The organism is Stenotrophomonas sp. TWI809 (assembly GCF_039673205.1).
In the GTDB taxonomy this organism is placed as follows: Bacteria; Pseudomonadota; Gammaproteobacteria; order Xanthomonadales; family Xanthomonadaceae; genus Stenotrophomonas.
Genome location: NZ_JBDJLE010000008.1, coordinates 62,842 through 89,180 on the forward strand (window position 1 = coordinate 62,842; position 26,339 = coordinate 89,180).

The 26,339-nt window shown below is 68.3% G+C and carries 28 protein-coding genes; 13 read left to right on the forward strand and 15 right to left on the reverse strand.

Annotated elements, in window-relative coordinates:
- Nucleotides 1–3 precede the first annotated feature (3 nt).
- Complete coding sequence (locus tag ABE472_RS08470) at nucleotides 4–1,608, reverse strand: ATP-dependent DNA ligase (protein ID WP_313211368.1); 1,605 nt, start codon at nucleotides 1,606–1,608, stop codon at nucleotides 4–6.
- Nucleotides 1,605–2,612 (reverse strand): ligase-associated DNA damage response exonuclease, encoded by a 1,008-nt coding sequence (locus tag ABE472_RS08475; protein WP_313211369.1) that lies wholly within the window; start codon nucleotides 2,610–2,612, stop codon nucleotides 1,605–1,607. The genes ABE472_RS08470 and ABE472_RS08475 overlap by 4 nt, the downstream gene beginning before the upstream one ends.
- Before the next feature lie 109 nt (nucleotides 2,613–2,721).
- Between ABE472_RS08475 and ABE472_RS08480 the strand changes: the two genes are divergently transcribed.
- Nucleotides 2,722–4,353, forward strand: coding sequence for an isovaleryl-CoA dehydrogenase (locus tag ABE472_RS08480; protein ID WP_346466015.1), 1,632 nt, complete (start codon nucleotides 2,722–2,724; stop codon nucleotides 4,351–4,353).
- A gap of 76 nt (nucleotides 4,354–4,429) precedes the next feature.
- Here ABE472_RS08480 and ABE472_RS08485 read toward each other — a convergent pair whose 3' ends face one another.
- The 3 genes from ABE472_RS08485 to ABE472_RS08495 all read right to left on the reverse strand — a co-directional run bounded on the left by ABE472_RS08485 (nucleotide 4,430) and on the right by ABE472_RS08495 (nucleotide 6,627).
- The gene (locus ABE472_RS08485) at nucleotides 4,430–4,834 is read right to left on the reverse strand and encodes a hypothetical protein (RefSeq protein WP_152154110.1); all 405 of its coding nucleotides are present in this window, start codon (nucleotides 4,832–4,834) and stop codon (nucleotides 4,430–4,432) included.
- 151 nt (nucleotides 4,835–4,985) lie between these two features.
- Nucleotides 4,986–5,327 carry a hypothetical protein gene (locus ABE472_RS08490; RefSeq protein WP_088434503.1) on the reverse strand — a complete coding sequence of 114 codons (342 nt, stop codon included), beginning with the start codon at nucleotides 5,325–5,327 and terminating at the stop codon, nucleotides 4,986–4,988.
- A 124-nt stretch (nucleotides 5,328–5,451) separates the two neighbouring features.
- Entirely contained in the window at nucleotides 5,452–6,627 is a 1,176-nt protein-coding gene (locus ABE472_RS08495) for a thiolase family protein (RefSeq protein WP_121038700.1), read from the reverse strand.
- Nucleotides 6,628–6,802: 175 nt separating this feature from the next.
- Between ABE472_RS08495 and ABE472_RS08500 the strand changes: the two genes are divergently transcribed.
- Complete coding sequence (locus tag ABE472_RS08500; protein ID WP_346466016.1) at nucleotides 6,803–9,670, forward strand: S8 family serine peptidase; 2,868 nt, start codon at nucleotides 6,803–6,805, stop codon at nucleotides 9,668–9,670.
- A gap of 78 nt (nucleotides 9,671–9,748) precedes the next feature.
- Here ABE472_RS08500 and ABE472_RS08505 read toward each other — a convergent pair whose 3' ends face one another.
- On the reverse strand, nucleotides 9,749–10,846 hold the full coding sequence (locus ABE472_RS08505) for a Glu/Leu/Phe/Val dehydrogenase dimerization domain-containing protein (RefSeq protein WP_346466017.1): 1,098 nt from the start codon (nucleotides 10,844–10,846) through the stop codon (nucleotides 9,749–9,751).
- Nucleotides 10,847–11,133: 287 nt separating this feature from the next.
- Between ABE472_RS08505 and ABE472_RS08510 the strand changes: the two genes are divergently transcribed.
- On the forward strand, nucleotides 11,134–12,249 hold the full coding sequence (locus ABE472_RS08510; protein WP_346466018.1) for an HDOD domain-containing protein: 1,116 nt from the start codon (nucleotides 11,134–11,136) through the stop codon (nucleotides 12,247–12,249).
- A gap of 1 nt (nucleotide 12,250) precedes the next feature.
- On the opposite strand, the gene ABE472_RS08515 is transcribed toward ABE472_RS08510, so the two are convergent.
- The 3 genes from ABE472_RS08515 to ABE472_RS08525 form a co-directional block, all read right to left on the reverse strand.
- Nucleotides 12,251–13,828, reverse strand: coding sequence for a phospholipase D family protein (locus ABE472_RS08515; protein WP_346463024.1), 1,578 nt, complete (start codon nucleotides 13,826–13,828; stop codon nucleotides 12,251–12,253).
- A gap of 48 nt (nucleotides 13,829–13,876) precedes the next feature.
- Nucleotides 13,877–14,587 carry an rRNA pseudouridine synthase gene (locus tag ABE472_RS08520; RefSeq protein WP_121038691.1) on the reverse strand — a complete coding sequence of 237 codons (711 nt, stop codon included), beginning with the start codon at nucleotides 14,585–14,587 and terminating at the stop codon, nucleotides 13,877–13,879.
- Between the two features lie 81 nt (nucleotides 14,588–14,668).
- Nucleotides 14,669–15,166: a M48 family metallopeptidase gene (locus ABE472_RS08525; protein ID WP_313211374.1), complete on the reverse strand. Its 498-nt coding sequence runs from the start codon at nucleotides 15,164–15,166 to the stop codon at nucleotides 14,669–14,671.
- Nucleotides 15,167–15,238: 72 nt separating this feature from the next.
- Between ABE472_RS08525 and ABE472_RS08530 the strand changes: the two genes are divergently transcribed.
- Both ABE472_RS08530 and ABE472_RS08535 read left to right on the forward strand, forming a co-directional pair.
- Nucleotides 15,239–15,790, forward strand: a complete 552-nt coding sequence (locus ABE472_RS08530; RefSeq protein ID WP_313211375.1) for a DUF2058 domain-containing protein — start codon at nucleotides 15,239–15,241, stop codon at nucleotides 15,788–15,790.
- 109 nt (nucleotides 15,791–15,899) lie between these two features.
- Nucleotides 15,900–16,166 (forward strand): DksA/TraR family C4-type zinc finger protein, encoded by a 267-nt coding sequence (locus ABE472_RS08535; RefSeq protein ID WP_121038682.1) that lies wholly within the window; start codon nucleotides 15,900–15,902, stop codon nucleotides 16,164–16,166.
- Between the two features lie 45 nt (nucleotides 16,167–16,211).
- Here ABE472_RS08535 and ABE472_RS08540 read toward each other — a convergent pair whose 3' ends face one another.
- Together ABE472_RS08540 and ABE472_RS08545 are read right to left on the reverse strand one after the other, a co-directional pair.
- Nucleotides 16,212–16,793, reverse strand: a complete 582-nt coding sequence (locus ABE472_RS08540; RefSeq protein ID WP_313211376.1) for a mechanosensitive ion channel family protein — start codon at nucleotides 16,791–16,793, stop codon at nucleotides 16,212–16,214.
- Nucleotides 16,794–16,873: 80 nt separating this feature from the next.
- Nucleotides 16,874–17,065, reverse strand: a complete 192-nt coding sequence (locus ABE472_RS08545) for a hypothetical protein (RefSeq protein WP_313211377.1) — start codon at nucleotides 17,063–17,065, stop codon at nucleotides 16,874–16,876.
- 310 nt (nucleotides 17,066–17,375) lie between these two features.
- Here ABE472_RS08545 and ABE472_RS08550 point away from each other — a divergent pair, with 310 nt between their 5' ends.
- The 3 genes from ABE472_RS08550 to ABE472_RS08560 are packed head-to-tail and all read left to right on the forward strand — an operon-like array spanning nucleotide 17,376 to nucleotide 19,362.
- Nucleotides 17,376–17,960 (forward strand): sigma-70 family RNA polymerase sigma factor, encoded by a 585-nt coding sequence (locus ABE472_RS08550; RefSeq protein ID WP_313211378.1) that lies wholly within the window; start codon nucleotides 17,376–17,378, stop codon nucleotides 17,958–17,960.
- A complete protein-coding gene (locus tag ABE472_RS08555) occupies nucleotides 17,957–18,469 on the forward strand; it encodes a hypothetical protein (protein ID WP_346463023.1) in 513 nt (170 codons plus the stop codon). The genes ABE472_RS08550 and ABE472_RS08555 overlap by 4 nt, the downstream gene beginning before the upstream one ends.
- Nucleotides 18,470–18,480: 11 nt before the next feature.
- Nucleotides 18,481–19,362: a DUF4097 family beta strand repeat-containing protein gene (locus tag ABE472_RS08560; protein WP_313211380.1), complete on the forward strand. Its 882-nt coding sequence runs from the start codon at nucleotides 18,481–18,483 to the stop codon at nucleotides 19,360–19,362.
- A gap of 45 nt (nucleotides 19,363–19,407) precedes the next feature.
- Here the strand turns inward: ABE472_RS08560 and ABE472_RS08565 are convergent, their stop codons facing one another.
- From ABE472_RS08565 to ABE472_RS08575, 3 genes are all read right to left on the reverse strand, one after another.
- On the reverse strand, nucleotides 19,408–19,587 hold the full coding sequence (locus ABE472_RS08565; RefSeq protein WP_019183415.1) for a hypothetical protein: 180 nt from the start codon (nucleotides 19,585–19,587) through the stop codon (nucleotides 19,408–19,410).
- An 11-nt stretch (nucleotides 19,588–19,598) separates the two neighbouring features.
- Nucleotides 19,599–19,898 (reverse strand): YkgJ family cysteine cluster protein, encoded by a 300-nt coding sequence (locus tag ABE472_RS08570; RefSeq protein WP_080114834.1) that lies wholly within the window; start codon nucleotides 19,896–19,898, stop codon nucleotides 19,599–19,601.
- Nucleotides 19,899–20,215: 317 nt separating this feature from the next.
- Nucleotides 20,216–21,571: an Hsp70 family protein gene (locus ABE472_RS08575; RefSeq protein ID WP_121038664.1), complete on the reverse strand. Its 1,356-nt coding sequence runs from the start codon at nucleotides 21,569–21,571 to the stop codon at nucleotides 20,216–20,218.
- 119 nt (nucleotides 21,572–21,690) lie between these two features.
- Between ABE472_RS08575 and ABE472_RS08580 the strand changes: the two genes are divergently transcribed.
- The gene (locus ABE472_RS08580) at nucleotides 21,691–22,026 is read left to right on the forward strand and encodes a zinc ribbon domain-containing protein YjdM (protein WP_019183411.1); all 336 of its coding nucleotides are present in this window, start codon (nucleotides 21,691–21,693) and stop codon (nucleotides 22,024–22,026) included.
- 6 nt (nucleotides 22,027–22,032) lie between these two features.
- Here ABE472_RS08580 and ABE472_RS08585 read toward each other — a convergent pair whose 3' ends face one another.
- Nucleotides 22,033–23,169: a tetratricopeptide repeat protein gene (locus ABE472_RS08585; protein WP_313211383.1), complete on the reverse strand. Its 1,137-nt coding sequence runs from the start codon at nucleotides 23,167–23,169 to the stop codon at nucleotides 22,033–22,035.
- Between the two features lie 230 nt (nucleotides 23,170–23,399).
- Between ABE472_RS08585 and ABE472_RS08590 the strand changes: the two genes are divergently transcribed.
- The 4 genes from ABE472_RS08590 to ABE472_RS08605 all read left to right on the forward strand — a co-directional run bounded on the left by ABE472_RS08590 (nucleotide 23,400) and on the right by ABE472_RS08605 (nucleotide 26,319).
- Entirely contained in the window at nucleotides 23,400–24,005 is a 606-nt protein-coding gene (locus tag ABE472_RS08590) for a hypothetical protein (RefSeq protein ID WP_313219055.1), read from the forward strand.
- Between the two features lie 47 nt (nucleotides 24,006–24,052).
- Nucleotides 24,053–24,232, forward strand: coding sequence for an oxidoreductase-like domain-containing protein (locus ABE472_RS08595; protein WP_313219053.1), 180 nt, complete (start codon nucleotides 24,053–24,055; stop codon nucleotides 24,230–24,232).
- Nucleotides 24,233–24,246: 14 nt separating this feature from the next.
- Nucleotides 24,247–24,894: a DUF998 domain-containing protein gene (locus ABE472_RS08600; RefSeq protein WP_346466019.1), complete on the forward strand. Its 648-nt coding sequence runs from the start codon at nucleotides 24,247–24,249 to the stop codon at nucleotides 24,892–24,894.
- A gap of 78 nt (nucleotides 24,895–24,972) precedes the next feature.
- Nucleotides 24,973–26,319 (forward strand): AcvB/VirJ family lysyl-phosphatidylglycerol hydrolase, encoded by a 1,347-nt coding sequence (locus ABE472_RS08605; RefSeq protein ID WP_346466020.1) that lies wholly within the window; start codon nucleotides 24,973–24,975, stop codon nucleotides 26,317–26,319.
- The last annotated feature ends 20 nt before the right edge of the window (nucleotides 26,320–26,339 follow it).

Consider the following 26,339-nt stretch of genomic DNA (forward strand, 5'->3'; position numbering starts at 1 on the left):
GCGTCACCGCGCCAGCGCCTGCAGCTGGGCCAGCGTGTCGGCCTCGCTGGCCGGCTTGTCATGCCGCCAGCGCAGGATGCGCGGGAAGCGTACGGCGATGCCGGACTTGTGACGCTTGCTGCGGTTCACCGCTTCGAAGCCGAGCTCGAACACCTGCTCGCCACGCACGCTGCGCACCGGCCCGAAGCGCTCGATCGTGTTCGCGCGGATCCAGCGGTCCAGCGCGAGGATTTCCTTGTCGTCCAGACCCGAGTAGGCCTTGGCCACCGGCACCAGCGTCTCGCCGTCCCACACCCCGAAGGTGTAATCGGTGTAGAGCGTGCTGCGCCGGCCGTGGCCGGACTGCGCGTAGATCATCACCGCATCGATGGTCAGCGGGGCGATCTTCCATTTCCACCAGTCGCCGCGTCGGCGCCCGGCCTGGTAGACGGAGTCGCCGCGTTTGAGCATCAGCCCTTCCACACCGCGCTCGCGGGCCAGATCGCGCTGCGCGGCCGCCGCGCTCCAATCGGCCACGCGGACGGCCGGCGACAGCATCAGGCGCGGGTCGGCCAGCGTGGCGAGCACCTCGGCCAGGCGCGCACGCCGTTGCGACAGCGGCAAGGCGCGCAGGTCGTCACCGTCCAGTTCGAGCAGATCGTAGGCGAGCACGCGCACCGGCGTATCGCGCAGCGTCTTGGGGCCAGGCTTGAGGCGCTGGATGCGCGTCTGCAGCGCGGTGAAGGGCAGCGGCAGATCATCGCCGTCGGCCCAGGCCAGCAGTTCGCCATCGATCACGCAGCCATCGGGCAGCGCCATCGCCGCCGCTTCGATCTCCGGGAAGCGCCCATCCAGCCGTTCTTCGCCGCGCGACCACAGCGCGACCTCGCCCTGGCGGCGCAGTACCTGCAGGCGGATGCCATCCCATTTCCATTCCAGCAGCCAGTCGTCGATCGGCCCGAGCGTGTCGACCTCCGCCTCCAGTGGTGAGGCCAGGAAGAACGGATAGGGCTGCTGGCGATCTTCCGGCCGCTCTTCCGGGGACAGCAGCGCCGCCAGCAGCCCGGGCGTGGGTACCCAGCTGCCGAGCATGCGCTGGGCGATGCGCGCGATATCCAGGCCCGACCATTCGGCCAGTGCCTGTTGCACCAGCCGCTGCGATACGCCCACGCGCAGCGCGCCGGTCAGCAGCTTGTTGAACACCAGCCGCTCGTCGAAGGCAAGCTGTTGCCACGCCTGCGTGATCGCGGCGTGGCGCACCGGTTCGGGTTGATTGGCGACCGGCAGCAGCTTCTGCTCGATCCAGTCGGCGAGCGCGATATCCGCTCCGGCCTGCACCGGGTCGTCCATCAGCAGGGTGAGGGTCTCGGCCAGATCGCCGACCTGGTCATAGCTGTCGTCCACCAGCCACGCCGGTGTGTCGGACATCTCGGCCACCCACGTGCGCAGTTCGGCGTTGCCGGCGATCTTCTGCCGCGCACTGGTGACCTTGCCGCCGGCCAGCAGGAACAGTGCCCATGCCGCGTCGTGCGGTGGCGCCTGCTGGAAGTAGCGCACCAGCGCAGCGCGCTTGTCGCCGGTAGCGGTGCTGCGGTCGAGTTCGCTGTAGAGCGCGGCGAAGCGTTTCATTCTTCGTCCCCGTAGCCGGTGGCGAACGCTTCGGCGGCGACACCGCGCTCGCGCAGGAACCGGATCAGCGCATCGGTATTGCCGTGGGTGGCGATGACGCGGCGGGCACCGGTCTCGGCGATGGTGCGCAGCAGGTCGGGCCAGTCAGCATGATCGGAGACGACGAAGCCACGGTCGTAGTTACGGCGGCGGCGGTTGCCGCGCACCCGCATCCAGCCGGAGGCAAAGCCCAGCTGCGCACGCTTGAAGCGGCGCATCCACGCGCTGCCCGCGGCCGAGGGCGGGGCAAGAATCAACTTGCCGGCGAACTCGGCACCGCGCGCCTGTTCGCTGACCGGCTCGGTCGCCAGCATCGGAATCCCGGCTTCGCGGTACACCGCCACGCCGGTGGCGATGGCGCCATGCAGCAGTGCAGGCTGGTCATCCAGTGGCAGCAGCTCGGCGAGGATCCGCTGCGCCTTGCCGAGCGCGTAGCACAGCAGCACGGCCGCCTCGCCGCGCGCTTCGCACTCGCGCCGCCAGGCCACGATGTCGGCGGCGACCTGCGAGGTGTCCGGCCAGCGGTAGACCGGCAGGCCGAAGGTCGCTTCGGTGATGAAGGTGTCGCAGGGCACCACCTCGAACGGGTCGCAGCTCGGATCGGGCTGGCGCTTGTAGTCGCCCGAGGCCACCCATACCCGGCCTGCATGGGCGATACGCACCTGGGCCGAGCCGAGCACATGCCCGGCCGAATGCAGCGAGACCTCGGTGTCGCCCAGGGCGAAGCGCTCGCCGTACGCGTGCGCGGTGCAGTCCACATCGCCCAGGCGCCAGCGCAGGATCGGCAGGGTCTGCGTGGTGCAGTGGTAATGGCCCATGCCGTTGCGCGCGTGATCGCCATGGCCGTGTGTGATCACCGCACGCGGCACCGGCCGCCACGGGTCGATGTGGAAATCACCGGCCGGGCAGTACAGCCCCTCGGGCCGGAGCACCACCAGATCGTCGTTGTCGGCATCGGTGTTCATGCCTGCACTGTGCCGCCGCGCTCGTGCAGGAGGTGAGAATCCGCATGAACGGCGGCCTGCAGGGGGATGCGGCAGAATCGGAGCATCTGTCTGCAAGGAGGTCGCCGTGATGACGTCTGCATTGCCCGCGTTCGAAACGCACCAGGTGAGCAACCAGCCGCCACCTTTCGGGGGGCGCAATCTGTGGGCCGACGACGTCGCGCTGGCCGAGGCAGTACAGCGCGAAGGCGGCGCCGCGTTCGCGGGCCAGTTGGCGCGCTATGGCGGTCTCGCCGGCGATGAGCTCTATCGGATCGGCTTCGATGCCAATCGCGATCGCCCGCGTCTGCGCACCCACGATGCACAGGGCCATCGCATCGATACCGTCGAGTTCCATCCGGCATACCACCAGCTGATGACGGCGGCGAAAACGCATGGCGTGGCCGGGCTGTCCTGGCACGATGGTCGCCCCGGCGCGCACGTGGCACGTGCGGCGTTGAGCTACCTGCATCACCAGGCCGAGGCGGGCACCAGTTGCCCGTTGACGATGACCCACGCTGCGGTCGCCGTGTTGCGCCAGGATCCGTCGCTCGCCGCCTGGGCGGACAAGGCGGCAGCGCCTCACTACGACCCGCGTGACGTACCGATTGCCGACAAGGCCGGGATCACCCTGGGCATGGGCATGACCGAGAAGCAGGGCGGTTCGGACGTACGCAGCAACACCACGCGGGCCGAGCCCCAGGCCGATGGCAGCTTTGCGTTGGTGGGCCATAAGTGGTTCTTCTCCGCGCCGATGTCCGATGGCTTCCTGGTGCTGGCGCAGGCGCCGGGCGGCCTGAGCTGTTTCCTCATGCCGCGGCGCCTGGCCGATGGCCACCGCAACGCGTTCCGTCTGATGCGCTTGAAAGACAAGCTTGGCGACTGGTCCAACGCTTCCAGCGAGGTGGAGTTGTGCGGGGCCTGGGCGCAGCGGGTGGGCGAGGAGGGGCGCGGGGTGGCGACCATCATCGGCATGGTCATGATGACGCGGCTGGACTGCATGCTCGGTGCCGCCGCCGAGATGCGCATGGCGCTGGCGCAGGCGCTGCATCACACCCGGCATCGCAGCAGTTTCGGCACGCGGCTGAGCGAGCATCCGCTGATGGCCAACGTACTGGCAGACCTGGCGATCGAATCCGAAGCGGCCACGGTGTTCGCCATGCGCGTGGCACGGGCGGTGGATCAGGCCGGGACGGATCCGCAGCAGGCGGCATTCGCGCGCATCACGACGGCAGTGGGCAAGTACTGGGTGTGCAAGCGCGCGGCCGTGTTCGTCAATGAAGCGCAGGAGTGCCTCGGCGGTGCCGGCTATGTGGAAGAGTCGATGCTGCCACGGCTGTATCGTCAAGCGCCGTTGAATTCCATCTGGGAAGGCAGCGGCAACATCCAGTGCCTGGATGTGCTGCGTGCGCTGTCGCGCGAACCACAGGTGCTGCAGGCGCTGGACGCCGAGCTGGATGCGGTGGCCGGTGTGGATGCGATCTATGACGCCGCCCTGCGGGCGTTGCGCATGCAGCTCGCGGCAACGCCGGAACAAGCACAGGCCCGCCGTATCACCGAACGCCTGGCGCTGGTGTTGCAGGCCGCGGTACTGCTGCGCGCGCAGAGCCCGAACGCATCGGCCTTCATCCGCTCGCGGCTGGGTGCCGAGCATGGGATGGCGTTCGGGACGTTGCCGGCCGACGTGGACTTCGCGGCCGTGCTGAGCCGCGCGCTGCCGTGAACGCGCCCCAATGAAAACGCCCCCTCAGGAGAGGGGGCGTTGGTCACACCCGAAGGCGGCGTGAGGGACGCCGGACTCAGCGCTTGGCTTCGTTGGCGTTCTTCTTGGCATCGTCGGCAACGTCGCGCGCCTTGTCGGCGACCTTCTGCGCGGCATCGGCAGTGGAATCGCTGGCGTGGGCAGCCGCATCCTTGGCGGCGACCTTGGCCTCGCCAGCGGCCTCGGAGGTCGCTGCGGCAGCGCGGTCGAGCGCCTGCTGGGTGTCGGCGGCGGCGCGCTCGGAGGCGGCAGCGGCATCGTCGGCGGCAGTGCGGGTGGCGGCCGCGGCCTTGTCGACCGCTTCGCGCGCGGCGGCATTGGTGCTGTCGGCGGCCTGGGCGGCATCACGGCGGGCCTGTTCGGCCTCCGGGCCCTTGCACGCGGCCAGGCCGAGCAGCAGGGAAGCAGCCAGCAGGGAGGTGGTCAGCGGACGGATCTTCATGTGGCGCTCCAGAACGGCGATGGATGGGAGGCCAGCCTATTCATGCGCCTGTGAAGAACCGGTGCGCGGCAGGACATGCACAACACGCGCCCAAAGAAAAAGCCGCTGGCGAACCAGCGGCTTCTTCAGACTTGCTTGAAGAAAGAAGTTATTACTTCTTGGCTTCTTCAGCAGCGTCCTTGGCCTTCTCGGCGGTGCCTTCGGCAGCCTTGGCAGCGTCAGCAGCCTGGTCGGCAGCAGCGTCGGTGGCAGCGCCAGCAGCCTGGGCAGCGGCATCGGCCGAAGCGTCAGCAGCGGTGGTGGCGGTGTCGGCAGCAGCCTGGGCAGCGTCAGCAGCCGGGGCGCCAGCAGCAGCGGCCTGGTCAGCAGCGGCCTGGGCGTCAGCGGCAGCTTCGTTGGCCGAAGCGGCGGCGTCAGCAGCCTGCTCCTGCTTCGAGCAGGCGGTCAGAGCCAGGCCCAGGGCCATTGCGATCAGCAGCTTGTTGATGCTCATTGTTGTGAATCCTCGTCGTTAGATTAGGCAACGCGCTATTGCGCGCCCGGCAACATGATGACAAGCCACGATTGGCTGTCAAGCGATCGCGCATTCAGTTTTGAGAAATGCGCGTTAAATCAAATCAAATCAATTCGATAGCGATGGCGGTTGCTTCGCCGCCGCCGATGCACAGGGTAGCAATTCCGCGCTTGGCGTCACGCTTGCGCAATGCGTTCACCAGCGTGACCACCAGCCGTGCACCGGAGGCACCGATGGGATGACCCAATGCGCAGGCGCCGCCATTGACATTGACCTTGTCGTGCGGAATGCCCAGCTCGCGGATCGGCGCCATCGCGACCACGGCGAAGGCTTCGTTGATCTCGAACAGATCCACCTGGTCCAGCGTCCAGCCGGTCTTCTCCAGCAGCTTCTGGATCGCACCGATGGGGGCGGTGGTGAACCATTCCGGCGCCTGCGAGTGCGTCGCATGGCCGACGATGCGGGCCAGCGGCTGCAGCCCGCGGGCGGCGGCATCTTCTTCGGACAGCAGCACCACGGCGGCAGCGCCGTCGGAGATGCTCGACGAGCTGGCGGCGGTGACCGTGCCGTCCTTCTTGAACGCCGGGCGCAGGGTCGGGATCTTGGCGATGTCCGAGCGGCTCGGCTGCTCGTCCTGTGCGTATTCGACCTCACCCTTGCGCGTGCTGACCTTCACCGGAACGATTTCACCATCGAAAGCGCCATTGGCCTGGGCGGCCTGCGCACGGCGCACCGATTCGATGGCGAAGGCATCCTGGTCCTCGCGGCTGACCTGGTACTTCTCCACGGTGCACTCGGCGAACTCGCCCATGGCTTTGCCGTCATACGCATTGACCAGACCGTCGTGGGCCATGTGGTCGATCACCTGGAAGTTGCCGAAGCGGTTGCCGGTGCGCGAGTTGGGGATCATGTGCGGGGCGTTGGACATCGACTCCATGCCGCCGGCGACCACGATGCTGGCCGAGCCGGCCTTGATCAGGTCATGCCCCAGCATGATGGCCTTCATGCCCGAGCCGCACACCTTGTTGAGGGTGGTGGCGCCGGTGGAGACCGGAATCCCGGCGGCGATCGCGGCCTGGCGGGCCGGCGCCTGACCGAGGTTGGCCGGCAGCACGCAGCCCATGATCACTTCGGAAACGTCCGCAGCCGGTACTCCGGACTGCTCCAGGGCCGCGGCGATCACGGTGGACCCCAGGGTCGGGGACGGCACGCCGTTGAACTGGCCCAGGAAGGAGCCGATGGCGGTGCGCTTGGCGGCGGCGATGACGATGTTGGACATGTGCAATCTCTTTGGTGCGTGAGCGAAGAGCGGAATGGGAACGCGGGCGTTGGAAGCCGACGCATTTCCCGGCAGACTGCGTGGGGGTCGGTCCAGTATAGAGGGTCGGCATTGACTGCCGGTGTCTGCCCGGGGGCAGGCAGGTGGGGAAGGTCCATTCACAAGGGGAGCAGGGATGAAGCAGGTTGTGATCGGCAGGTCGGCCTTGGCCGCGGCATTGGCGCTGGCACTGAGTGCGTGCGGAGGCGGGGGCAGCAATGTCCGCGGGGACCTGGAGCCGTCGCCTCCCCCGACCACGCCCCCGTCGCCGCCGCCCACCACACCGCCTTCGCCGCCGCCGACCACGGCCCCGCCGCCGCAGCCGTCCATCGATGCGCACCTGAGCATCGTCCAGGCGGGCCCGGCGCAGTCTGCCGGCTGGACCGGGTCCGGCGTGCGCATCGGCGTGGTCGATTCGGGCGTGAACCGCGAGCACCCGGCACTGAACGGGCGGGTGCTGGCCAATTACACCTATGTCGATCCCCGCGTGAACAATGTCAATGTGGATGACGTGGTCGGTCACGGCACCGTGGTGGCCCAGCTGGCGGCCGGCGCCAGGGTCGGCAGCTGGCCGGGTGGTGTGGCCAGCGAAGCGCAGATCGTCTCGGCGCGCATCATTGCTGACAAGCGCCCCGTCGATGACGGTTCGGGCAGTGGCAACGAGATCACCGGTGCAGTCGGTCTGGACGGTGTGCATCAGGATCTGATCGCCGCCGGCGTCAAGATCATGAACAACTCGTGGGGCGGCCTGTACTGGACCAACCCCTCCGCCACCGCGCCGATCGCCCAGGAATACCGCCCCTTCATCCTCAGCAACGGCGGCCTGGTGGTGTTCGCCACCGGCAACGAGAGCAAGCCCAATCCGTCCAGCATGGCGGCGCTGCCCAGCCAGGTCGGCCCGGGCGGCAGCCTGCCCGCTGCGGATCTGGAACGCGGCTGGCTGAGCGTGACCGCAGTGGACACCGCCGACCCGAGCAAGCTGGCTTCGTATGCCAACGCCTGTGGCGTGGCGGCACGCTATTGCCTGGCCGCCCCGGGCACGGTGGCCTACGTCGATCCCGCCAGCAAAGGGGGCACGCCAACGTACTTTTACGGTTCGGGCACGTCCTACGCGGCGCCGCTGGTCTCCGGCGCGGCCGCCCTGGTGTGGCAGAAGTACCCGTATTTCACCAATGATCTGGTGCGCCAGACGCTGCTCGGCACGGCCACCGATCTCGGTGCGGCCGGCGTGGACAGAACGTTCGGCTATGGCCTGCTCAACATCGCCAAGGCGATCAACGGTCCGGCCAGGCTGGACTGGGGCGATACGACGGTCAATGTCAGCACGCCGGGGCTGAATTCGGTATGGAGCAACGACATCAGCGGCAGCGGCGGACTGACCAAGCAGGGTACGGGTGCGTTGACCCTGGCCGGCGCCAATACCTACACCGGTGACACGTTCATCGAGCGCGGCACCCTCGCGCTGCGCGGCGGTGCGTCGCTGCGTTCCAACGTGCTCATCGTGCCGCAGGCCGGTGACCCCAACGGCGCGGCGCTGCAGTTCATGAACGGCACCACGCGGGTGAGTGGCAACGTGGACAACGGCGCCAGCGTGATGCTGCGCAGCGACAACATCGATGCGGTCATCGAAGGCAACTACATCCAGCGTGCCGGCGCGCAACTGGTCGTCGCACTGGGGGCCAACCCGCTCATGGTGAACGGCACCGCCACGCTGGCCGGCACGGTCCGTGTGGACAGCATCATCGCCGGTTACGTGCCCCGTGACGGACGCACGCAGCCACTGCTGCACGCCGATGGTGGGGTGGCCGGCACGTTCGCCAGCGTCACCAACGGACTGGCACCCGGCAGCCTGCTCCAGGCCAGCCTGCTGCACGCCAACAACGACGTCACCATGGTCATCGACCGCATCAGCGTCACAAGCGCCAGCCTCCAGGCTGGCCTGGGCGGCACGGCGCTGGCCTCGGCAGCGCGGGTCGAATCCGCGTTTGAAGTGCTGGATCGCAACGGTGCGGCACTGGACGGGTTTGCCGACGGGGCCGGGAAGCTGCAGCAGGTGGATGGCGCCAGCGCCTTGCAGGCCAGCCTGGACAGCCTCTCCGGCAAGGCGCATGCCCTGGCCACGGCAGCGACCTTCGACAGCATCGACATGAACCGACGTGCGCTGTCGGCACGGCTCGGTGAGGTGCAGGCCGTGCCACGCCTGCGCGGTGCCTGGCAGAGCACGCTGGGCGAGGCGGGCCAAGGCAGTTTCGCCGGCAACGGCGTGGCGACCCGCGGCTGGATGATGGGCCAGGACATGGCGTTGGGCAGCCACGGCATGCTCGGTGTCGCGTTCGGTGAAACGCGCAGCTACGGCAGCCGCGAGTGGGGCAGTGACCGCGGCCGCGACCGTCAGTCGCAGGCGCAGGTGTATGCCGGCTGGGGCACCGGCCGCGCCTATGCGATGGGCCAGATCGGCGCGGGCCAGTTCACCCGTGAGATCGATCGCCAGTTGCTGCTCGGTGCGGGGCAGTACGGCGTCAATGCGCGCTATGGCGGCAGCTTCAGCGCGGCCAGCGTGGAGTCGGGCTACCGTTTCGGCAGTGCCACCGCCTCGCTGACGCCTTACCTGGGCGCCGAGTACGCCCGGGTGGACAGCGATGGTTTCAGTGAAACAGGCGGCATGGGTTTCGGTCTGCGCGCGCGCGATGCCGTGAGTACGCGCAGCCAGGCGTTGGCCGGCCTGCGCGCCGAGCGGCGCTGGGGCGGCTGGTCGCTGCGCGGCTATGCCGAATGGCAGCAGCATCTGTCCAGCGACGGCCTTTCGCTGGATGCCAGCTTCGTCGGTGTCGAGGCCTGGGCGCCGGTGGCCGGGGTGCAGCCGGCCCGCTCGGGCGGGTTGTTCGGGCTTTCGCTGGAGTCATGGTTGAGCCGCAACAGCCGCCTGGCATTCGGGTACGACCAGCGCTTTGGGCCACGCGGCGATCTGCGCCAGGCGCAGCTGCGGTATTCGGCTGGGTTCTAGACGCGGGCCTGGCCGCGACGCACGAAAAAAGAGGGCGCGATCGATGATCGCGCCCTCTTCGTTTGTCAGCGCAACGGCTCAGTTGCCGCGCAGGCTGCCCCGGCGCGGCGTGCTGCGGCCCAGCGGCATCTTCAGTTTGCCGATCGACAGGATGCGCGATTCGGCGATCTGGTCGGCGGCGCGCTGCGGGGCGATGCCCTCGCTCTGCGACAGCGCGAAGATGCGGCCGAGGTTGTGGTAGATGCTGCGGATCAGGCGCATCGCGCGCTCACGGTTGTAGCCGTCGATCTCCAGCGAGACGTTCATGACGCCACCGGCGTTGACCGCGTAATCCGGTGCGTAGAGGATGCCGCGCGCGTGCAGTTCATCGCCGACCTCCAGGCTGGAGAGCTGGTTGTTGGCGGTACCACAGACGATCTTGCACTTCAGGCGCGGCAGCGTGTCTGGATTGATCGCGCCTTCCAGCGCGCAGGGCGCGAAGATGTCGGCGTTGACGTCGTAGATGTCTTCCGGCTTGACCGCCTCTGCACCGTATTCGGTGACAGCGCGATCCACGCGCGTGCTGTCCAGGTCGCTGACGTACAGCTTGGCGCCACGATCGCGCAGCAGCTTCACCAGCTCCATGCCGATATGGCCCAGGCCCTGCACCGCGATGCTGGCCTTGCCCACTTCCTCATTGCCCAGCTTGTGCTGCATCGACGCCATCAGCGCCTGCAGCGCGCCGTATGCGGTGAACGGTGCCGGGTCACCGGAGCCGCCATGCACCTGGTGGACGCCGGTGACGTACTCGCTCTCCAGGTAGATGTTCTCCATATCGTTGACATCGGTGCCGACGTCCTCGGCGGTGATGTAGCGGCCACCCAGCGAATCGACATAGCGGCCGAAGGCGCGGAACAGCACTTCGGTCTTGTCGCGCTTCGGGTCGCCGATGATCACCGCCTTGCCACCACCCACGTTGAGGCCGGCCAGGGCGTTCTTGTAGGTCATGGTGCGGCTCAGGCGCAGCGCATCGGCCAGGGCCTCGTCGGTACTGGCGTAGGGACGCATGCGCACACCGCCCAAGGCCGGGCCGAGGGTGGTGTTGTGGATGGCGATGATCGCCCTCAGACCGGCGTCGCGGCTGTGGCAGAACACCACTTGTTCGTGACCGGTGGTTTCGAGGGTTTCAAATAACATGGTGGCTCCGATGGTGCGAACGGTGGCGAACAGCGGCGAACGCGCCAGCAAAAGGTGGGTTGTAAAACAAAAAAAGCGACGTCGTCGGGTCTCGGACGGGTCGCGCGGCGCCATTCTAGTGCATTCCGACGGACGGTGTTGTCAGGGGTCTTGCGCCCCACGGCCATTAAAGTTGCTGAAGCGCAGGCCGATGCCGTGGCAACGGTGTGGATGGCCGGTCATCGCAGGAAGGATCACGTGGGCGCAGTCGCAACAAGGCAAGTGCGGGACCCGGCGCGTCCAGGGCCATGGGCATGATCGGCGCTGTGGTTGTCGGCGCCGCCGTGCTGGCGCTGCTTGGCATGGCCGCTGTGCTCCGTCACCGGCGTGCCGTGGTGGCGCCGTCTATGGCCCGTGGCACCGCCACGCACGGGCGAGCCGCGGCGTTGCCGGTTGCCCCGGTAGCGCCGGGTACCGATCCGGTGGGAGTGCTGCAGGCCGGGCTGCATACCCTGGCACTGGTGCCGCGCAGTGGCGATGCCGCCGACGCCGCGGCCCCGCGCACCGTTGAACTGCGTGATGCCGTCACCGCCTCGCTGCTGGCGCGGGACTGGTCGGCCAAACACCTGCCCCGCCGCCCGCAGCTGCTGCCGCAGCTGATCCAGACCGTCAACGACAGCGACGCCTCGGCGCGCGCCATGGCCGGGATCATCGGCCAGGACCCGGTGTTGACCGGCAATCTGCTGCGCATCGCCAACAGCCCGGTCTACCGGGTGCAGGCGCGCCCGGTGGAGACCCTGCAGCGTGCGGTCACCCTGGTCGGTACCGATGGCATCCGCCAGATCATCAGCGCGGTGCTGGTGCAGCCGGTGATGCAGCTGCAGTGCGATGCCTTTCCCCAGTTCAGTGCGGTGATCTGGGAGCATGCGCTGCTGGCCTCGCGTGCTGCCGCCGACCACGCACGCACGGTGACCCATGAAGATGGCTTCGCCGCGCAGTGGCTGGGCCTGACCCAGGGCCTGGGCGCGGCGCTGGTGATGCGCCATCTGCTCGATGCCTGCACGCAACAGGCGCTCGCCGCCCCGCCGCGCGCGCTGGCGGCGGATCTTCTCGACAGTTGGACCCTGCCGGTGGCCAGCCGCATCGCCGCGGCATGGGAGCTGCCCAAGGCCGTGCACGATGCCTTGATCCGCCAGAGTGGCAGTGGGCTGGCGGCCAGCCTGCGCTTTGCCCGTGCGGCGGCGGCGGCCAGCCTGCTGTGCCGCCATGGCCAGATCGGTCAGGTCCAGGCCCTGGCGTTGCTGGAGCAACTGGACGACACACCGCCGCACGCACTGCAGTGGATCTGGCGGCGCGTGCACGGGCGCGCCGTGGAAACGCTGGAGGGCGAAGAGGCCGAGCGCGACGTGGCCCAGGCCGGCTGAGCTAGAGCTGCGACTCCAGCGGCAGCCAGCTGATCGCGCGTGCGCTGGCCCGCAGCCAGAACCCGGTGTCCGGTTCGGTATACAGCCAGTGCGGCGGCTGCGCATCGCGCTCCAGCCACCGCACGTCGCCGTCCGGTCCCAGGGCCACCCAGTAGCTCTGGCGTGGGCTGGCCAGGCGCAGGTACTCCTCGCGCAGCTGCGCGGCGAGCACCGGATCGTTGAACAGCACGCCCATCTCGGTGTTCAGATACGCCGAGCGCGGGTCCAGATTGAATGAGCCGACGAAGCCGCGCTGGTCGTCGATCATGAACGCCTTGGTGTGCAGGCTGGCGCCACTGCTGCCGAACAGACCGCCGCCATCGACGTTGCCGCGCGATTTGAGCTCGTACAGCTGCACGCCACTGCGCAGCAACGGTGCCCGGTAGTGCATGTAACCGCTGTGCACGGCGGCCACATCATTGGCAGCCAGGGAGTTGGTGATGACCGCGACCTGGGCCCCGCGCGCGACCATCGCGCCCAAGCCCTCGGTGCCGTCCTCGCCAGGAACGAAGTAGGGCGAGATCAGCAAGGCTTTGTGCTGTGCGCTCTCCAGCTCCTGCACCAGGCGCGTCACCAGCCAGTCGGCCTGATCGTCGCGGCGGTGCTTCATCGGCGGGTCCGAGGCGATCTCCACGTGGTGTGACCAGTGCAGATCCAGCGCATCGCGGTAATACGATTTCGCCGCCTGCGAGCGCGCCACGCGTTCGAGATAGGGCTTGGCACTGTCCAGGCGCGCTTCGTGCTCGCTTTCGCGGATCAGCAGGCGCAGCTGCGGTTCGGTGTAGAACGCCAGCGCACGGATCGGCACAGCGGTATCGCTGTTCCAGTAATCGTCGAAGATCGTGTTGGCCTGCTGCACCGCTTCGCCGGCGACCAGCAGGTCCAGGTCGCGGAAGTTCACATCCGGGCGTGCGCTGAAATACTCCTCGCCGATGTTGCGGCCACCGACGATCGCCACGCGCCCGTCGGCGATCCATGACTTGTTGTGCATCCGGTGGTTGACGCTGAAAACGCGCTGCACCATCTCGACCAGCCGCCAGAGTCCGTTGCGGTTGCGGAACGGGTTGTACAGGCGGATCTCGATGTTGGGGTGCGCATCGAGCGCCATCATCAGCGCGTCCTTGTCCTGCGCGTTCATGTCATCGAGCAGGATGCGTACCCGCACGCCGCGCTCGGCCGCGCGGTACAGCTCGTTGGCCATGAGATGGCCGATGAGGTCGTCGTGCCAGATGTAGTACTGCAGGTCCAGGCTGCGCCCGGCGTGCTGGGTGATCACCGCGCGTGCGGCGTACGCGTCCAGCCCGTCGGACAGGAAGGCCACACCGGTCTGGCCGGGGTGCTCGGCCTGCAGGCGGACCAGCTCGCGATCGATCGGGGTCTGGTCGGCCTGGGTGGGCAGCACCGTCGAACGCTCGCCCACGGCCTGCGGGGTGAGGTGGTCGGCCAGCAGCAGGCCGCTGAGGACCAGCAGGATCAGCAGGGCGACAACGATCCCCAGCCAGCGCAGCAGCCGGCGCCAGAACGGTTTTTTCTCGGTCATGCCCCGATCGTAAGCGGCCGGGGCGTGCAGGGCGAGTGCTGGCGCGGTTTAGAAACGCTCGTCCGGTGCCAGGTAACGCCACTGGCCCGGGACCAGCTTGCCCATCGCCACGCGGCCGATGCGCAGGCGGCGGATGCTGATGACCTCCAGCCCGACCTGGGCGCACATGTCGCGCAGCTGGCCCGGATGCACCGGCTTGATCGCAAAGCGCAGGCGGGTTTCGTTCTGCCAGCTCACCTTGCACGGTGGCAACGGCCAGCTGCGGAAGCTCAGGCCGTGCGCGAGGCGCTTCATGCCGTAGGGCGCCAGCTCGCCACTGACTTCCACCAGGTATTCCTGCTCCAGCGTTGCGCCGCGATCCTTCAGGTGCGAGATCACGCGCCCGTCCTGGCTGACCACCACCAGGCCGCTTTCGTCGTCGGACAGCGGCATCACCAGCTGCAGGGCGTGGAAATGCCGCTGCAGCAGGGTCACCCCGGTGGCGTCGAGTTCACTGCGGCTTTCCGGGGTCACCAGGGCGCACAGTTCGTCCGAGCGCATGCCGGCCGGCTTGTGCAGCAGCATGCTCACGGTCTCGGTGCGGGTCGCCTCGGCGTTCTCGCGCAGCACGATGTCCTCGTCGGTGACCATCGTCTGCGGCTGTTCGACCACCTGGCCGTTGACGGTCACCCAGCCGCCCTCGATGTAGCGCTGGGCGTCGCCACGGGAGCAGCCGATCAGGCTGGTCAGGCGTTTGTCGAGTCGGATCGGGTCGGTCATGGGGCAGGCAACATAAAACGGGAAACGGGCGGGGAGTGTACTGGCTGGGGCCCGGCGCTGCGCGATGAGGGCCGCTGCGGCTCAGGCCGGCGTGCGTTCCAGGTGGGTCAGGTACAGGCGCAGATCGAACTCCAGCTGGTGATAGTCCGCTTCCATGTGGGTACACAGCTGGTAGAAGGCCTTGTTGTGGTCCGATTCCTTCAGATGGGCCAGTTCGTGCACCACGATCATCTTCAGGAACGGCGCCGGTGCCTCGCGGAACACCGTGGCGATGCGGATCTCGCGGCTGGCCTTGAGCCGGCTGCCCTGCACCCGCGAGACCGTGGTGTGGGTGCCCAGCGCGTGCTTGAGCACCTGCAGCCTGCTGTCGTAGATCACCTTGGACAGCGGCGCGGACTGGCGCAGGTAGCGCTCTTTCAGGCCCTGGGTGTAATCGTAGAGCTGGCGGTCGTTGCGGACCGTATGCAGTTCGGCATAGCGCTGCTCCAGCCACGGCCCCAGCCGGTCGCCCGCGATCAGCTCGCGCACCTGCTGCTGCAGGGCGTCGGGATAGCCGGCGAGGTACTTCAGGGCGGTCATCGGGCGGTTGGGGCGGGACGGGCAGACCAGTATGATGGCCTCCGGAATCCCGCAACAACAGATGCTAGGCGTATGGCGAAGGCAAATCCCCTGCAGGAGCAGCTGCTCAAGGCTGGGCTGGTCAAGAAATCCCAGGTCTCCCAGGCCGCCCGTGAACAGGTGAAAGCCCGTCACGGCAAGGCCCCGGCCGCGCCCAGCGAAAGCCAGCGCGAGGCCGAGCGCCTGCGCGCGGAAAAGGCCGAGCGCGATCGCGCGCTGGAAGCCGAGCGCAAAGCCAAGGCCCACGCCCAGGAACTGCAGGCCCAGGTCCGCCAGATCGTCGAGGCACACAAGGTCAAGCGTGAAGGCGAGAGCGAGTACCGCTTCAACGATGGCACGCTGATCCGCACCCTGCTGGTCAACAACGTGCTGCGCCGCCAGCTGGCCTCGGGCAGCCTGGTGATCGTGCGCCATGGCGACGGCTTCGAACTGCTGCCGCGGGCGGCGGCCGAGAAGGTCCGCGAGCGCGATGCCAGCGTGATCGTGCTCGACAACAGCCAGCCCGGCAGCGAGCCCAGCACCGGCAACGCCGAGGACGATGCGTACTACGCCCAGTTCCAGGTGCCGGACGACCTGGTCTGGTAAGCCCCGTCTGAAGCGTTCACCCGGCGCCGCGGGCGTTCAGCCCCACGTCGGCTCGGCGTCGTGGGCCGGGTCTATGCTGGTGGCCTGACACCGGCATGGGAGACACATCATGGCGACAGGTTGGGCAGGCGACGGCGCCGTCCAGGATCAGATCGACGCCACCGTCGATGAGGCCATCCAGCGGGCCCGCGCACAGTTGCGCGACGGCCCCGGATTGACCCACTGCGAGCACTGCGACGCGCCCATTCCCGAGGCGCGGCGGAAGGCCGTGCCCGGCGTACGACTATGCGTGCGCTGCCAGGAAGAAGAGGACGCCGCCCAGCAGGAGGGCAGCGGCTACAACCGCCGCGGCAGCAAGGACAGCCAGCTGCGCTAGGTATCGATCCCGCAGCGGGCATTGCCTGGCCGACGGCGGCGGGACTCAGCCGTCCCCTTGAATCCCGCCCGGCGCCTGCGAAGGATCGCGCCAACGGCGCACGGTGCGTTGGAAAAACATGTTGTTGGGCATCTGCAGGACCGTGCCTTCATGCCCACTGCCGGTTTCCTGCAACGTGGTGTAGATCAGATTGATGTCGATCACGCGGCCCTTGAGTCCAGGCTTCTCACCGTTTTCCAGCAGCTCGATGTAATCGTGCAGGCGGAACGGCCGCGTGGTGAAGATCAGCAGCGTGCAGAAGATGTTGGACAGCACGCTCCACGCGGCGAAGAACGCCACCGCGCCGACCGCGGCGAACCCGGTGAAGGCGGTCCACAGCACCGTTGCCGAGACGCCCACGATGTTGAGCACGATCAGCAGCACGGTGAAATACACCAGGAAGGTGAACACCCGACGTGCGCCCATGATCATTTCCGGCGGGAGTGTGTAGTGCTCACCGACGCGGCGGATCAGCCGCCGGGCAACCAGCCGCAGCAGCCAGGCCACCAGCAGGGTCACCAGAATCTGCAGGGCAGGGACCCCGTAGTGCAGCCATTCGTGGGTCCAGGCGGGCAGATGGTCTTTCATGGGGGCGGAATTCCTTTGCAGCGATAGTGCCGATCCCGCCATGGTAATGCCGATGCGCCTCGCCGCATCGTGGTGTGCGCTTACGGCCGCGGGCTGCCGTACACATCGAACGCAGCGATCATCGCCGAGGCGCACAGCGGCGCGTTCTGCGCGTACTGCAGGCAGACATCCGGCGCTTCGGGCGCCAGCGTGAGCCGGATCTGCAGCGGACTCCACGGCAGCGTGCAGCCGGTGGCCAGTGAGAGCAGCACGGCCAGGCAACTGGATGACATGGGGATACTCCTTGGCGGGCGCCGGTAGTGACAGAGGATTGGATGCCGCGTCGGCCAGGAAGGTTTAAAGACCGCAGAAATAATCCGCCTTGCCGCACGCGTGCCACACGCGAGTCCCGTAGCGGCCGGTAGGCCCCTGGGCAAAATCAAGGAGGAGGTCGTCGCCTTCAGGCGGCGGCCGGGGGACATTTGCCGAGGGCCCGCCGGTTGCTACGGGGCCCTCACGCTCGCGGCAGCCCCAAGCGGAGGCACCTGAAAAGAAAGTCAGAACGGGCTTAAACCTTTTCCATGCCCCCCGCATCCAACGGATATGCTCGACACGACCATGCCCGCCTCCAGCGCCACGAACCAGGCCGATGCCGCCGACGACCACGCCCTGGTGCGTGCCGCAGCCGCCGGTGACGTGACCGCGTACGAACGCATCTACCGACGGCATGCGCCGCGTGTGTACGCCGTGCTGTGGCGGCTGTGCGGCGGCCACGCGGCCCGCGCCGAGGATGCCCTGCAGGAGGCCTTCCTGCAGGCATGGCGCGCCCTGCCGGGCTTCCGTTTCGAAAGCAGCCTGGGCACCTGGCTGCACCGCCTGGGCGTGAATGCAGCGCTGATGGAACTGCGCGCCAACGCCACCGGCGATGCACGCGATGCCGGTGAGGAAGGCTGGGAGTCGCTGGCGATGCTGCCCGCCCAGGACCGCTGCGCGGGCACCTCGATGGACCTGGAGCGCGCGCTGGAAACACTGCCGCCACGGGCCCGCGCGGTCCTGGTCCTGCATGACATCGAAGGGTGGAAACACCAGGAAATCGCCGACCAGCTGCAGATGGCCGTTGGCAGTTCCAAAGCACAGCTGCACCGAGCGCGCGGCCTGCTGCGTGCACGCTTAGGAGAAACCGCATGAACCCCCATGATTCCGAACACGACGAACTGACTGCACGCCTGCGTGCCTTGCCTGCCGAGCGCGTTCCGCCGGCACGGGTCTGGCAGGGCATCGCCGCACATTTGCCGGCCCAGGCCCACGCCCCGGCGGTTGCCGTGGCAACGCTGCCGACACGCCGCCGGCGGGAGCGCTGGCCGCTGCGCATCGGGCTCGGCCTGGCCGCCGCACTGGCGCTGCTGATGGTGGTGCCCACGCCGGTTCCGCATACGCCGGCACCGTCGCTGCTGCAGCGCCAGGCCGATGCGATGGCCGGCGAATACCAGCAGGCGATTGCGGCCTTGCCCAGTGCCGATGTCACCGATGCGTGGCGCCCGGCCCTGCATGAACTCGATGCCAGCGCGGACAACATCCGCGCGGCCATCGCTGAAAATCCCCGCTCGCGCTATCTGCTCGGGCAACTGCAGCGTACCTATGCGCTGCGGCTGGAACTCACCCAGCAGGCGGTGCTGTCCGCCGGCCTGCCCACTTGAAGGAGAACCCCATGCGCATTCCTCTGTCCCTGATCGCCGCCCTGGCCCTGTGCCTGCCGCTCGTCGCCCACGCCGCCACCAACGTCAATGAGCGCCACCCACTGGGTGCCGGCGGCCGCGTGGAAATCAGCAACATCGCCGGCAAGGTCACCGTGCGCGGCTGGGACCGCAACGACGTGGCATTGACCGGTTCGATGGCCGATGGGCTCACCCTCAAGCAGGACAAGAGCAGCAACCGTGTGCGCTGGGAAGTGGAGTACCCGCGCGGCCGCAGCAATGGCGGGGCGACCCTGGAACTGCGCGTGCCGCGTTCGGTGGAAGTGCAGCTGGGCACCGTCAGCGCCGACATCGACGTGGCCGATATCGACGTGCGCCGCCTGCAGGCCAACAGTGTCAGCGGCAGCATCACCGCGGCCGGGCGCAGTGGCGAGACCACGTTGAACACGGTCAGTGGTGGCATCCGCTCGCAGCTGCAGACCGCACGCCTGGATGCGCGCACGGTCAGTGGCCAGTTGCTGGCCGGCGGGGGAGCGTCAGGGGAAGTAGCGGCCGAATCGGTCTCCGGCCGGGTCAACGTCAATGCCGGGCGGATCCAGCGGCTGGCGGTGGAAACCGTCTCGGGCAGCCTGGATGTGAGCGCGACCGGCATGGCGCCGGGCGGCAAGGTGACGATGCAGACGGTCAGCGGTTCGGTCGCGCTGAAGCTGCCGGCCAATGTCTCGGCGCAGTTGAACGTCAAAACGTTCAGTGGTGGGATCCAGTCCGACGCCGGGCAGGTGGAGAAGCCGCGCTACGGCCCGGGCCGCAGCCTGGATGCGCGTCTGGGGTCGGGCGATGGGGATATTTCGATCAACGCCCATTCCGGGAGCGTGCGGGTCAGCCTGGGCCGCTGAGTGCGGCCACCGCACCGGCCAATGCCGGTGCGGTCGGCAGCAACGTCAGCCGGCTTTCTTCAGCGCCAGGGTATTGCCCAGCACTTCGATCTTGCCGCCACCTTTACGGAAAGCAGCCAGATCCGCAGCGATGCTCTGGCTGCTGACGGCGGAGTTGGACCCTTGCTTGCGGTCGACGCGAACGGTGTTGCTTGCCTTGGGGGAGGTCTTTGGCGTACGAGCCATGGATGCTCCTGCTATGGATGAAGCGTGGAAGAAAACGTCGACAGATCCTGCTGTTGTCGACGGTAGTCCTGCCGCACGAGGCGGCAATCATCGCCGCCCATGTCGAACTGGCGGCAGATCGCGGGTCGCTGCGAGTAGATCGTGCAGCGCAGGTGATACGGGTCGATCGCAGCGCACCAGCCTTCTTCGTTGCGTGCCATCACCGTGCCGCCACGCGCATCGGTATCCAGCAGGTAGCCGGGCACGTTGTCGTCAGGCATGACGGTGACGGTGAGCCGACAGCACACCGCGTCGCAACGACGGCAATCGATGGGGTCGGGCTCGGACGATGTAAGAAGTGCAGCCAGGCGTTCGCCCAATCTGAGTGTCTCTTGGCGGCTCGGGGTGCAGCAGGCTGTGAACGAGCCGGATCACAGCGATGAGCGATACCGGCACCGCGGACAGGTCCGGACGGTGGCAGCATCGAAGAGGACGGTGGCCTGGGAGGCCAGGAAGATCGTGCTGGTTGCGTCAAGCGCATTGCGCTTTGAAGCCGAAAGATGATAGCGCTTTCGGCGTAACGTTTTGTTAATAAGGGCGTTCACACCTCTTCAGGCCTTGTGGGACAAGGCCTGGCGTTGCCGGTGGATCAGTTGGCGGCGGCCAGTGCCAGCCCGTGGACCACACCGAACGACGGATTTCCGCGGACCAGGGTCGAGCCCGGGAAGGCGTTGGCCACGGCCTGCTGCAGGTAGCCGGCGCGCGACATGCCACCGGTCAGGAACACCGCTGCCGGGTCGTGGCCGATGTCGCTGCGCACCTGCTCCAGCAGGGCGGTCAGCTCGCCCAGATACCCGCCGGCGGCGGTTTCCAGCCGCGAGGCATCGATCTGCATCTGCAGGCCGCGTTCGATGAAATCCAGCGCGCTGTCGTGGCTGGCCACGCTGCTCAGGGCGATCTTGCAGCGCTCGACTTCACGGTACAGGCGCGCGGTATTGCCGGTGTCCTGCAGCGCGGTCAGGCGCGGCCCGAACGGCGCGTCCACATCGCGGTAGGTGTGCTGGCGGAAATCACGCTGGCGGGTCATGTCCTGCACCATCGCCGCTTCCACGTAGTGGTGCGCCGGCACGCGGGTGATGCCGCGGCCGAACAGCGGCATGTAGCCGCCCAGGCTCAAGGCCAGATCGATATCGGTACCGCCCCGGGCGATACCCCAGGCACGGTGGATGGTCGGGGCCTGGCCGCCGCCTACGCGCGCATGGGCAACGTCGGTGGTACCACCGCCGATATCCACCACCACCGCGTCGTGCTCCTGCGGGCTCTCGGCGTGGTAATGCATCGCGGCGGCCGCCGGCTCTTCGAGGAAATCGATGCTGTCGAAGCCGGCTGCGATCGCCGCGCCGTGCAGGATCTCCAGCGCCTGCGCGTTGCCGGCCTCGCCGATCGAGCTGCGGAACTGGACCGGGCGGCCCAGCGTGGCGGTGCGGATCGGCGTGTCCAGCTGGCGCGAGGCGGTCAGGCGGATGTGCTCGAGGATGTGCGTGGCGATGCCGGCAATCGTCTGGCGCGCACGCGGGTGCAGGTTGTAGCCGAGCATCGACTTGGGGCTCTGCACCAGGTTGCCTTCGTTCTCTTCGAAGTAGGCCTCCAGCGCGTCATCGCCATAGACCGCGTTCTGCAGCAGGGTGGTGGAGCTGAGCGGGGCGCGCATCTGCTCTTCCATCCACTGCCGGCGCACCACGCGCAGGGCCTCGCGGCGCAGCGCATCGGGGGTGCGTTCCTGGCCGGCGGCGCGGGCATCGCGCGCGGCCGCGTCGACCAGCCGGGCCAGGTCGTGCTCCAGCGCCGGGGTCAGTTCGAAGTCGTTCGGGTCGCGCATCACCTCGGGGAAATACACCGTGGTGCGGAACTGTTCGGCCTGGCCGAACTGGATCGGCACGACCTTGCCGTCGATCACCACGGCGGCGGCGGAGTTGCTGGTGCCAAAGTCGATGCCGAGTTTCATGCGGGGGGCCGGGCCGGTGGTCAGGGGGCGCGCACTTTGCGGCAACGGGACCGCCGACGCAAGGGCAGCCGGTAACGGGCGGTTACACTAGCGGCCGTTTCGTAACCGAAGAGCTGTCGATGTCCGCCATTCCCGCCTGCCCGCAGTGCACCCTGGAAAACACCTATGCCGATGGCGCGCTGTTCATCTGCGCGGATTGCGGCCACGAGTGGGCGGCCGGTGACGGTGGCGGCGAGGCCCTGGTGGTACGCGACAGCAACGGCAACGTGCTGGCCGCCGGCGACACCGTGACGGTGATCAAGGACCTGAAAGTGAAGGGCTCCTCGATTCCCCTCAAGCAGGGCACCGTGATCCGCAATATCCGCCTGGTCGAGGACGATGCCGAGCACATCGAAGGCAACTCGGAAAAGATCAAGGGCCTGGTCCTGAAGACCTGCTTCCTCAAGAAGGCCTGAGCCGGCTCAGTTGGCGTTGGTGCCGCGCTGGCGCCAGCGCTGCAGGCTGTCCAGCTTGGCCTGGTAGCGGGATCTGAGGGCGTCGCCGTTTTCGCCGGCCAGATCCCGCGCGCGCTGCATTTCGATCGAGGCCCGGCGCGCATCGCCGGCCAGGAAGTAGCTCCGGGCCAGCGCGAAGTGGAAGGGATGGGCGGTCTCGTAGAGACGCACGGCCCGGCGGTAGAAACGCACCGCCGCGGCGTAGTCCCGGCGCTGCTCGGCCTGGGCGCCGAACATGTACTGGGCGAAGGGATCGTTGCGTTGTACGCGCGCCAGCCGGCTGGCCAGCAGGCCGGCCTGGTGGGTGTCGCCCATGCGCCGGTACAGCGCGCTGGCATTGCTCAGGCTGGCGCCATGCCGGGGTTGCAGGCGCAGGGCGGTTTCATAGTCCTTGCGGGCCTGGTCCAGCGCGCCGATGCGCGCGTCCAGAACGCCCAGGTTGTTCCAGGCGGCCACGAAGTCCGGCGCCATGCCCAGCGCGGCCCGGAAGTAGGCGCGGGCGCCCCCGGTATCGCCGGTGGCCATGTGGTCGGCGCCGCGGTTGTTGTAGAAGTGCGCCAGCGTGCGTTGCCGGGTGATGCGCTGCGGGCCGAGGGGGTCGTACAGCACGCTGTGGTCCAGATCGACCGTGCCGCTGCGCCCGTCCAGCACGATGCCCGCATTGACGTGGCCCACGCTGTAGATCACCCCGGAGGCCTGGTACCAGCTCACCACCTGCGCCACTTCCTGGACATGCGCATCGATGCCGGCGAGGTTGGCCAGCGTGACGAACAGCAGGGTGAAGGACAGGCAGTTGGCGCGCCGCGTCTGCCACGTTTCCGTGATGGTGTGGGTCGCGTCGGGGTCGTAGGCCAGGTGCAGCCCGTGTTCGTCGAAGATCATCTCGACCAGCCGCTGCAGGCGGCGCTCGCGCGAGTAGCCCGGGTCGATGACCCGTTCGTGCAGCAGGGCGAGCAGCGGGGCGGGCACCTCCAGGATCTGCGCCGGCGTGGGCAGTGCGGTGGCGCTTGGCGCAGCTGCGGCCGGCGGCGCCGTGTCGGCCGCCCAGGCCGGCGCGGCGGCCACGGCCATCCACGCGATCAGGAAAAGTCTGCATGCGGTCATCGCCGTCACCTCGCGAGGCGTTGGGGTCCGTCCGGTCCAGTCTAGGCGGGTCGTCGGGCGCTGGCATGCCGTTCATCGGCGGATAGCGCCATCCACAGGGGATGTGGATCAGCGGTCGACAAACATGTGGATAACCGGGCGCACCCACTGCGCGGCAACGGTTCTGTGAGGGTGGTCAAAAAACCACCGCCCGGCTTGCCAGCGTCGCTGCGACGGCCAATCATGCGTGCATGCACGTCGAACCGATTCCGCTGCCCGCCGGGCAGCTTGCCGAGCTGGAAACCGCCTACGCCGTGCCGCCGCGGGCGTATCACAACTGGTCGCACGTGCAGGCCGTCCTGCAGCACTGCCGCACGGTCGCCGAGGCTGGCCCGGGCTGGCTCCGGCCGCGTGAGGTGCAGTTGGCCGCGCTCTATCACGACGCCATCTACGATGCGGGCCGCGGCGACAACGAAGCGCGCTCGGCCGAGATGGCACGCCAGGCCATCGCACGCTGGCTGCCGGAGGCCGGGATCGATGCGACGCGGGTGGTCGAGCTGATCGAACTGACCGCGCGCCACAGCAAACTCGCGCCCGGCGATGTCGATCCGGAAGCGGCGCTGTTCCTGGATTGCGACATGGCCATTCTGGGGGCGCCGGCGGCGGTGTTCGATGCGTACGACCGCGGGATCGCCGAGGAGTATGCCGGGCACGTGCCGGGCTTCCTGTTCCGGCTCAACCGTCGGCGCTTCCTCAAGCAGGTGCTGGGGCAACCGCGGATCTTCCTGAGCGACTTCTTCCACCAGCGGCTGGATGCGGCCGCGCGCGACAACCTGCGCCGGCGGGTTGAGCGCTGAACCACGCCCGCTACACTGTGCGCGCTGTTTTCCCTACGTGTGTCGCCATGTCCGTATCCGTTCCAGATCCCGATCCGCGTCCGCAGCCGCCGGAAGAACCCGGCCCCAACGAGTGCTGCGGCAGCGGCTGCCCGCTGTGCGTGCTGGATCTGTACAGCGATGAGCTGCAGCGCTACCGCGCCGCCTTGGCCGCGTGGAAGCAGCGCCACCCCGAGGCCGCCGACTGACCCCAGGAACTGCGATGTCGCTTTCCCTGCCACGCCCTTTCCGCTGGCCCGCGCAGCAGCACGCACGCGTTGTCCTGCTCACGCTGGTGGCGCTGGCGCTGTTCGTGGCCATCGCGTTGTGGACGCAATGGGCCCGCGATGACCTGGACTGGGTGCAGGCCACGCTGAGCCTGTACCTGCATGGCCCCTGGGGGCTGGCGCTGCGCACGGCTTACTGTGTGCTGGCGCTGGCGATCATGCTGCTGGCCGTCGCGCTGCATGCCAACAGCCGATCACCCCGGCGCAGTGCGGCCGCGCCGCTGCTGTTCTGGGTGGCCGCGCTGGGATTGATGGGGGTGGCGATCGGCGACAGTTGGCTGCCCGAGCGCGCGCCGCTGCTGGCACCGCTGGTGCACGGGCTGTCGGCCAATACCGCGTTCCTGTGCGTGAGCGTGGCGATGCTGCTGCAGAGCTGGTACCTGCGCGCCGATCCGCGCTGGCGCACGTGGGCCGGGCCGGCCTGGTGGTGGGCCTGGCTGTGCTTCGTGCTGCTGTGGCTGCACGTGCTGTGGCGCGGCCCACCGCGCGGCGCTGGGCAGAAGCTGGTGATTGCCGTGGTGCTGGTGTGGCTGGTCTCGGTGGCCTGGCAGCTGTGGCGGCAGGCGCGTCGCGACGCGCGCTGAGCGTCCGGCCACGCTGTGTACATGCCCTTGGCAGGGCAGGGGCGTATCGTTGGCGCACTAGTCATGGGATGCGCGACGATGCGGCGAGCCGGTTGGGGGATGATGCTGGGGGTGGTGCTGGCGGGGATGTCCGGACAGGCGCTGGCCGCGCCGCCGCAGCAGCTCAGTCACGGGCGTTTCGAGAACGTGCCGGTGTACCTGCCCGACGGTCGCCCGCAACGGGTGGTGGTGTGGTTTGACGGTAGCGCCAGCCATGCCGACAGCCAGCAGCGCATCGATGCCTTGCGTGCGGAGGGCGCCCTGGTCGCCCAGGTCGATGTCGCGCACCTGCGCCAGATGCTGGCCCGCGAGAAGAGCGGTGATTGCGCCTTCGGTGCCGGCGATGTGGAGAATTTCTCCCGCTGGTTCCAGGCCTATCTGCACGTGCCGGGCTATCACCTGCCGCTGATCGGCGGGGATGGCGAGGGCGCGGCGCTGGCCTACGCGGTGGCCGCCCAGGCCGATACCCAGGTGTTCGCCGGGCTGCTCACCACCGGCTTCTGCCCGTCGGGCGTGCGCGAGCGCAAGGTCTGCGGCGCCGGCAGCAGCCACGGCCGCCTGCAGCCGGCCGACCTGAACTTCCCCTGGTTGAACGCCGCCGGCGATGTGCATTGCCCGGCCGGCGAGTCGGCTGCGTTCGTGCGCCAGGTCGGCATGGGCCGCCAGTTCGAGCGCACCGCGCGGGGCGACGCGTTGCCCGGCCTGCTGGCCGCGGCCAAGGTGATCGGCGCGCAGAAGGGCGTCAGCCTGGCGCCGCCGCCGGATGACCTCAAGGGCCTGCCGGTGGTCGATGTGCCGTCGAGCAAGCCGGGCGACACCTTCGCCATCTTCGTCTCCGGTGATGGCGGCTGGGCCGGGTTGGACAAGGAAGTGGCCGCGTCGCTGAGCGAGGCCGGGGTGCCGGTGGTCGGGGTGGATTCGTTGCGCTACTTCTGGACCGCACGCACGCCCGACGGCTTCGCCCGCGATCTGGAGCGCATCGCCACGCACTACAGCCGCCAGTGGCAGCGCCGCAACGTGGTGCTGGTCGGTTTCTCGCAGGGCGCCGATGTGCTGCCGGCGGCCATCAACCAGCTGTCACCGGCTACCCGTGAATCGGTCTCGATGATCGCGCTGCTCTCGGTCGGCAAGACCGCCGACTACGAGTTCCATGTCAGCAACTGGCTCGGCGGTGGTGGCGATGGCCTGCCGATCGCGCCGGAGGTGGCCAAGCTGCCCGCCGGCAAGACGTTGTGCGTCTACGGCGAAGACGATGGCGACGCGCTGTGCCCGTCGCTTCCCGTCGGCGGCAATGCGCAGGTCATCAAGCTCCCCGGCGACCATCACTTCAAGGGCGATTACGACCGCCTCGCCGACACCATCGTCCAGCATCTGCCGGCGCGCTGAGCGTAGCCGGCCCCGGCCGG

Bases quoted from the DNA above. Each gene is read 5' to 3' on its own strand.
- ABE472_RS08470 (WP_313211368.1), bottom strand. From the start codon at position 1,608: ATGAAACGCTTCGCCGCGCTCTACAGCGAACTCGACCGCAGCACCGCT.
- ABE472_RS08475 (WP_313211369.1), bottom strand. From the start codon at position 2,612: ATGAACACCGATGCCGACAACGACGATCTGGTGGTGCTCCGGCCCGAG.
- ABE472_RS08480 (WP_346466015.1), top strand. From the start codon at position 2,722: ATGACGTCTGCATTGCCCGCGTTCGAAACGCACCAGGTGAGCAACCAG.
- ABE472_RS08485 (WP_152154110.1), bottom strand. From the start codon at position 4,834: ATGAAGATCCGTCCGCTGACCACCTCCCTGCTGGCTGCTTCCCTGCTG.
- ABE472_RS08490 (WP_088434503.1), bottom strand. From the start codon at position 5,327: ATGAGCATCAACAAGCTGCTGATCGCAATGGCCCTGGGCCTGGCTCTG.
- ABE472_RS08495 (WP_121038700.1), bottom strand. From the start codon at position 6,627: ATGTCCAACATCGTCATCGCCGCCGCCAAGCGCACCGCCATCGGCTCC.
- ABE472_RS08500 (WP_346466016.1), top strand. From the start codon at position 6,803: ATGAAGCAGGTTGTGATCGGCAGGTCGGCCTTGGCCGCGGCATTGGCG.
- ABE472_RS08505 (WP_346466017.1), bottom strand. From the start codon at position 10,846: ATGTTATTTGAAACCCTCGAAACCACCGGTCACGAACAAGTGGTGTTC.
- ABE472_RS08510 (WP_346466018.1), top strand. From the start codon at position 11,134: ATGGGCATGATCGGCGCTGTGGTTGTCGGCGCCGCCGTGCTGGCGCTG.
- ABE472_RS08515 (WP_346463024.1), bottom strand. From the start codon at position 13,828: ATGACCGAGAAAAAACCGTTCTGGCGCCGGCTGCTGCGCTGGCTGGGG.
- ABE472_RS08520 (WP_121038691.1), bottom strand. From the start codon at position 14,587: ATGACCGACCCGATCCGACTCGACAAACGCCTGACCAGCCTGATCGGC.
- ABE472_RS08525 (WP_313211374.1), bottom strand. From the start codon at position 15,166: ATGACCGCCCTGAAGTACCTCGCCGGCTATCCCGACGCCCTGCAGCAG.
- ABE472_RS08530 (WP_313211375.1), top strand. From the start codon at position 15,239: ATGGCGAAGGCAAATCCCCTGCAGGAGCAGCTGCTCAAGGCTGGGCTG.
- ABE472_RS08535 (WP_121038682.1), top strand. From the start codon at position 15,900: ATGGCGACAGGTTGGGCAGGCGACGGCGCCGTCCAGGATCAGATCGAC.
- ABE472_RS08540 (WP_313211376.1), bottom strand. From the start codon at position 16,793: ATGAAAGACCATCTGCCCGCCTGGACCCACGAATGGCTGCACTACGGG.
- ABE472_RS08545 (WP_313211377.1), bottom strand. From the start codon at position 17,065: ATGTCATCCAGTTGCCTGGCCGTGCTGCTCTCACTGGCCACCGGCTGC.
- ABE472_RS08550 (WP_313211378.1), top strand. From the start codon at position 17,376: ATGCTCGACACGACCATGCCCGCCTCCAGCGCCACGAACCAGGCCGAT.
- ABE472_RS08555 (WP_346463023.1), top strand. From the start codon at position 17,957: ATGAACCCCCATGATTCCGAACACGACGAACTGACTGCACGCCTGCGT.
- ABE472_RS08560 (WP_313211380.1), top strand. From the start codon at position 18,481: ATGCGCATTCCTCTGTCCCTGATCGCCGCCCTGGCCCTGTGCCTGCCG.
- ABE472_RS08565 (WP_019183415.1), bottom strand. From the start codon at position 19,587: ATGGCTCGTACGCCAAAGACCTCCCCCAAGGCAAGCAACACCGTTCGC.
- ABE472_RS08575 (WP_121038664.1), bottom strand. From the start codon at position 21,571: ATGAAACTCGGCATCGACTTTGGCACCAGCAACTCCGCCGCCGCCGTG.
- ABE472_RS08580 (WP_019183411.1), top strand. From the start codon at position 21,691: ATGTCCGCCATTCCCGCCTGCCCGCAGTGCACCCTGGAAAACACCTAT.
- ABE472_RS08585 (WP_313211383.1), bottom strand. From the start codon at position 23,169: ATGACCGCATGCAGACTTTTCCTGATCGCGTGGATGGCCGTGGCCGCC.
- ABE472_RS08590 (WP_313219055.1), top strand. From the start codon at position 23,400: ATGCACGTCGAACCGATTCCGCTGCCCGCCGGGCAGCTTGCCGAGCTG.
- ABE472_RS08595 (WP_313219053.1), top strand. From the start codon at position 24,053: ATGTCCGTATCCGTTCCAGATCCCGATCCGCGTCCGCAGCCGCCGGAA.
- ABE472_RS08600 (WP_346466019.1), top strand. From the start codon at position 24,247: ATGTCGCTTTCCCTGCCACGCCCTTTCCGCTGGCCCGCGCAGCAGCAC.
- ABE472_RS08605 (WP_346466020.1), top strand. From the start codon at position 24,973: ATGCGGCGAGCCGGTTGGGGGATGATGCTGGGGGTGGTGCTGGCGGGG.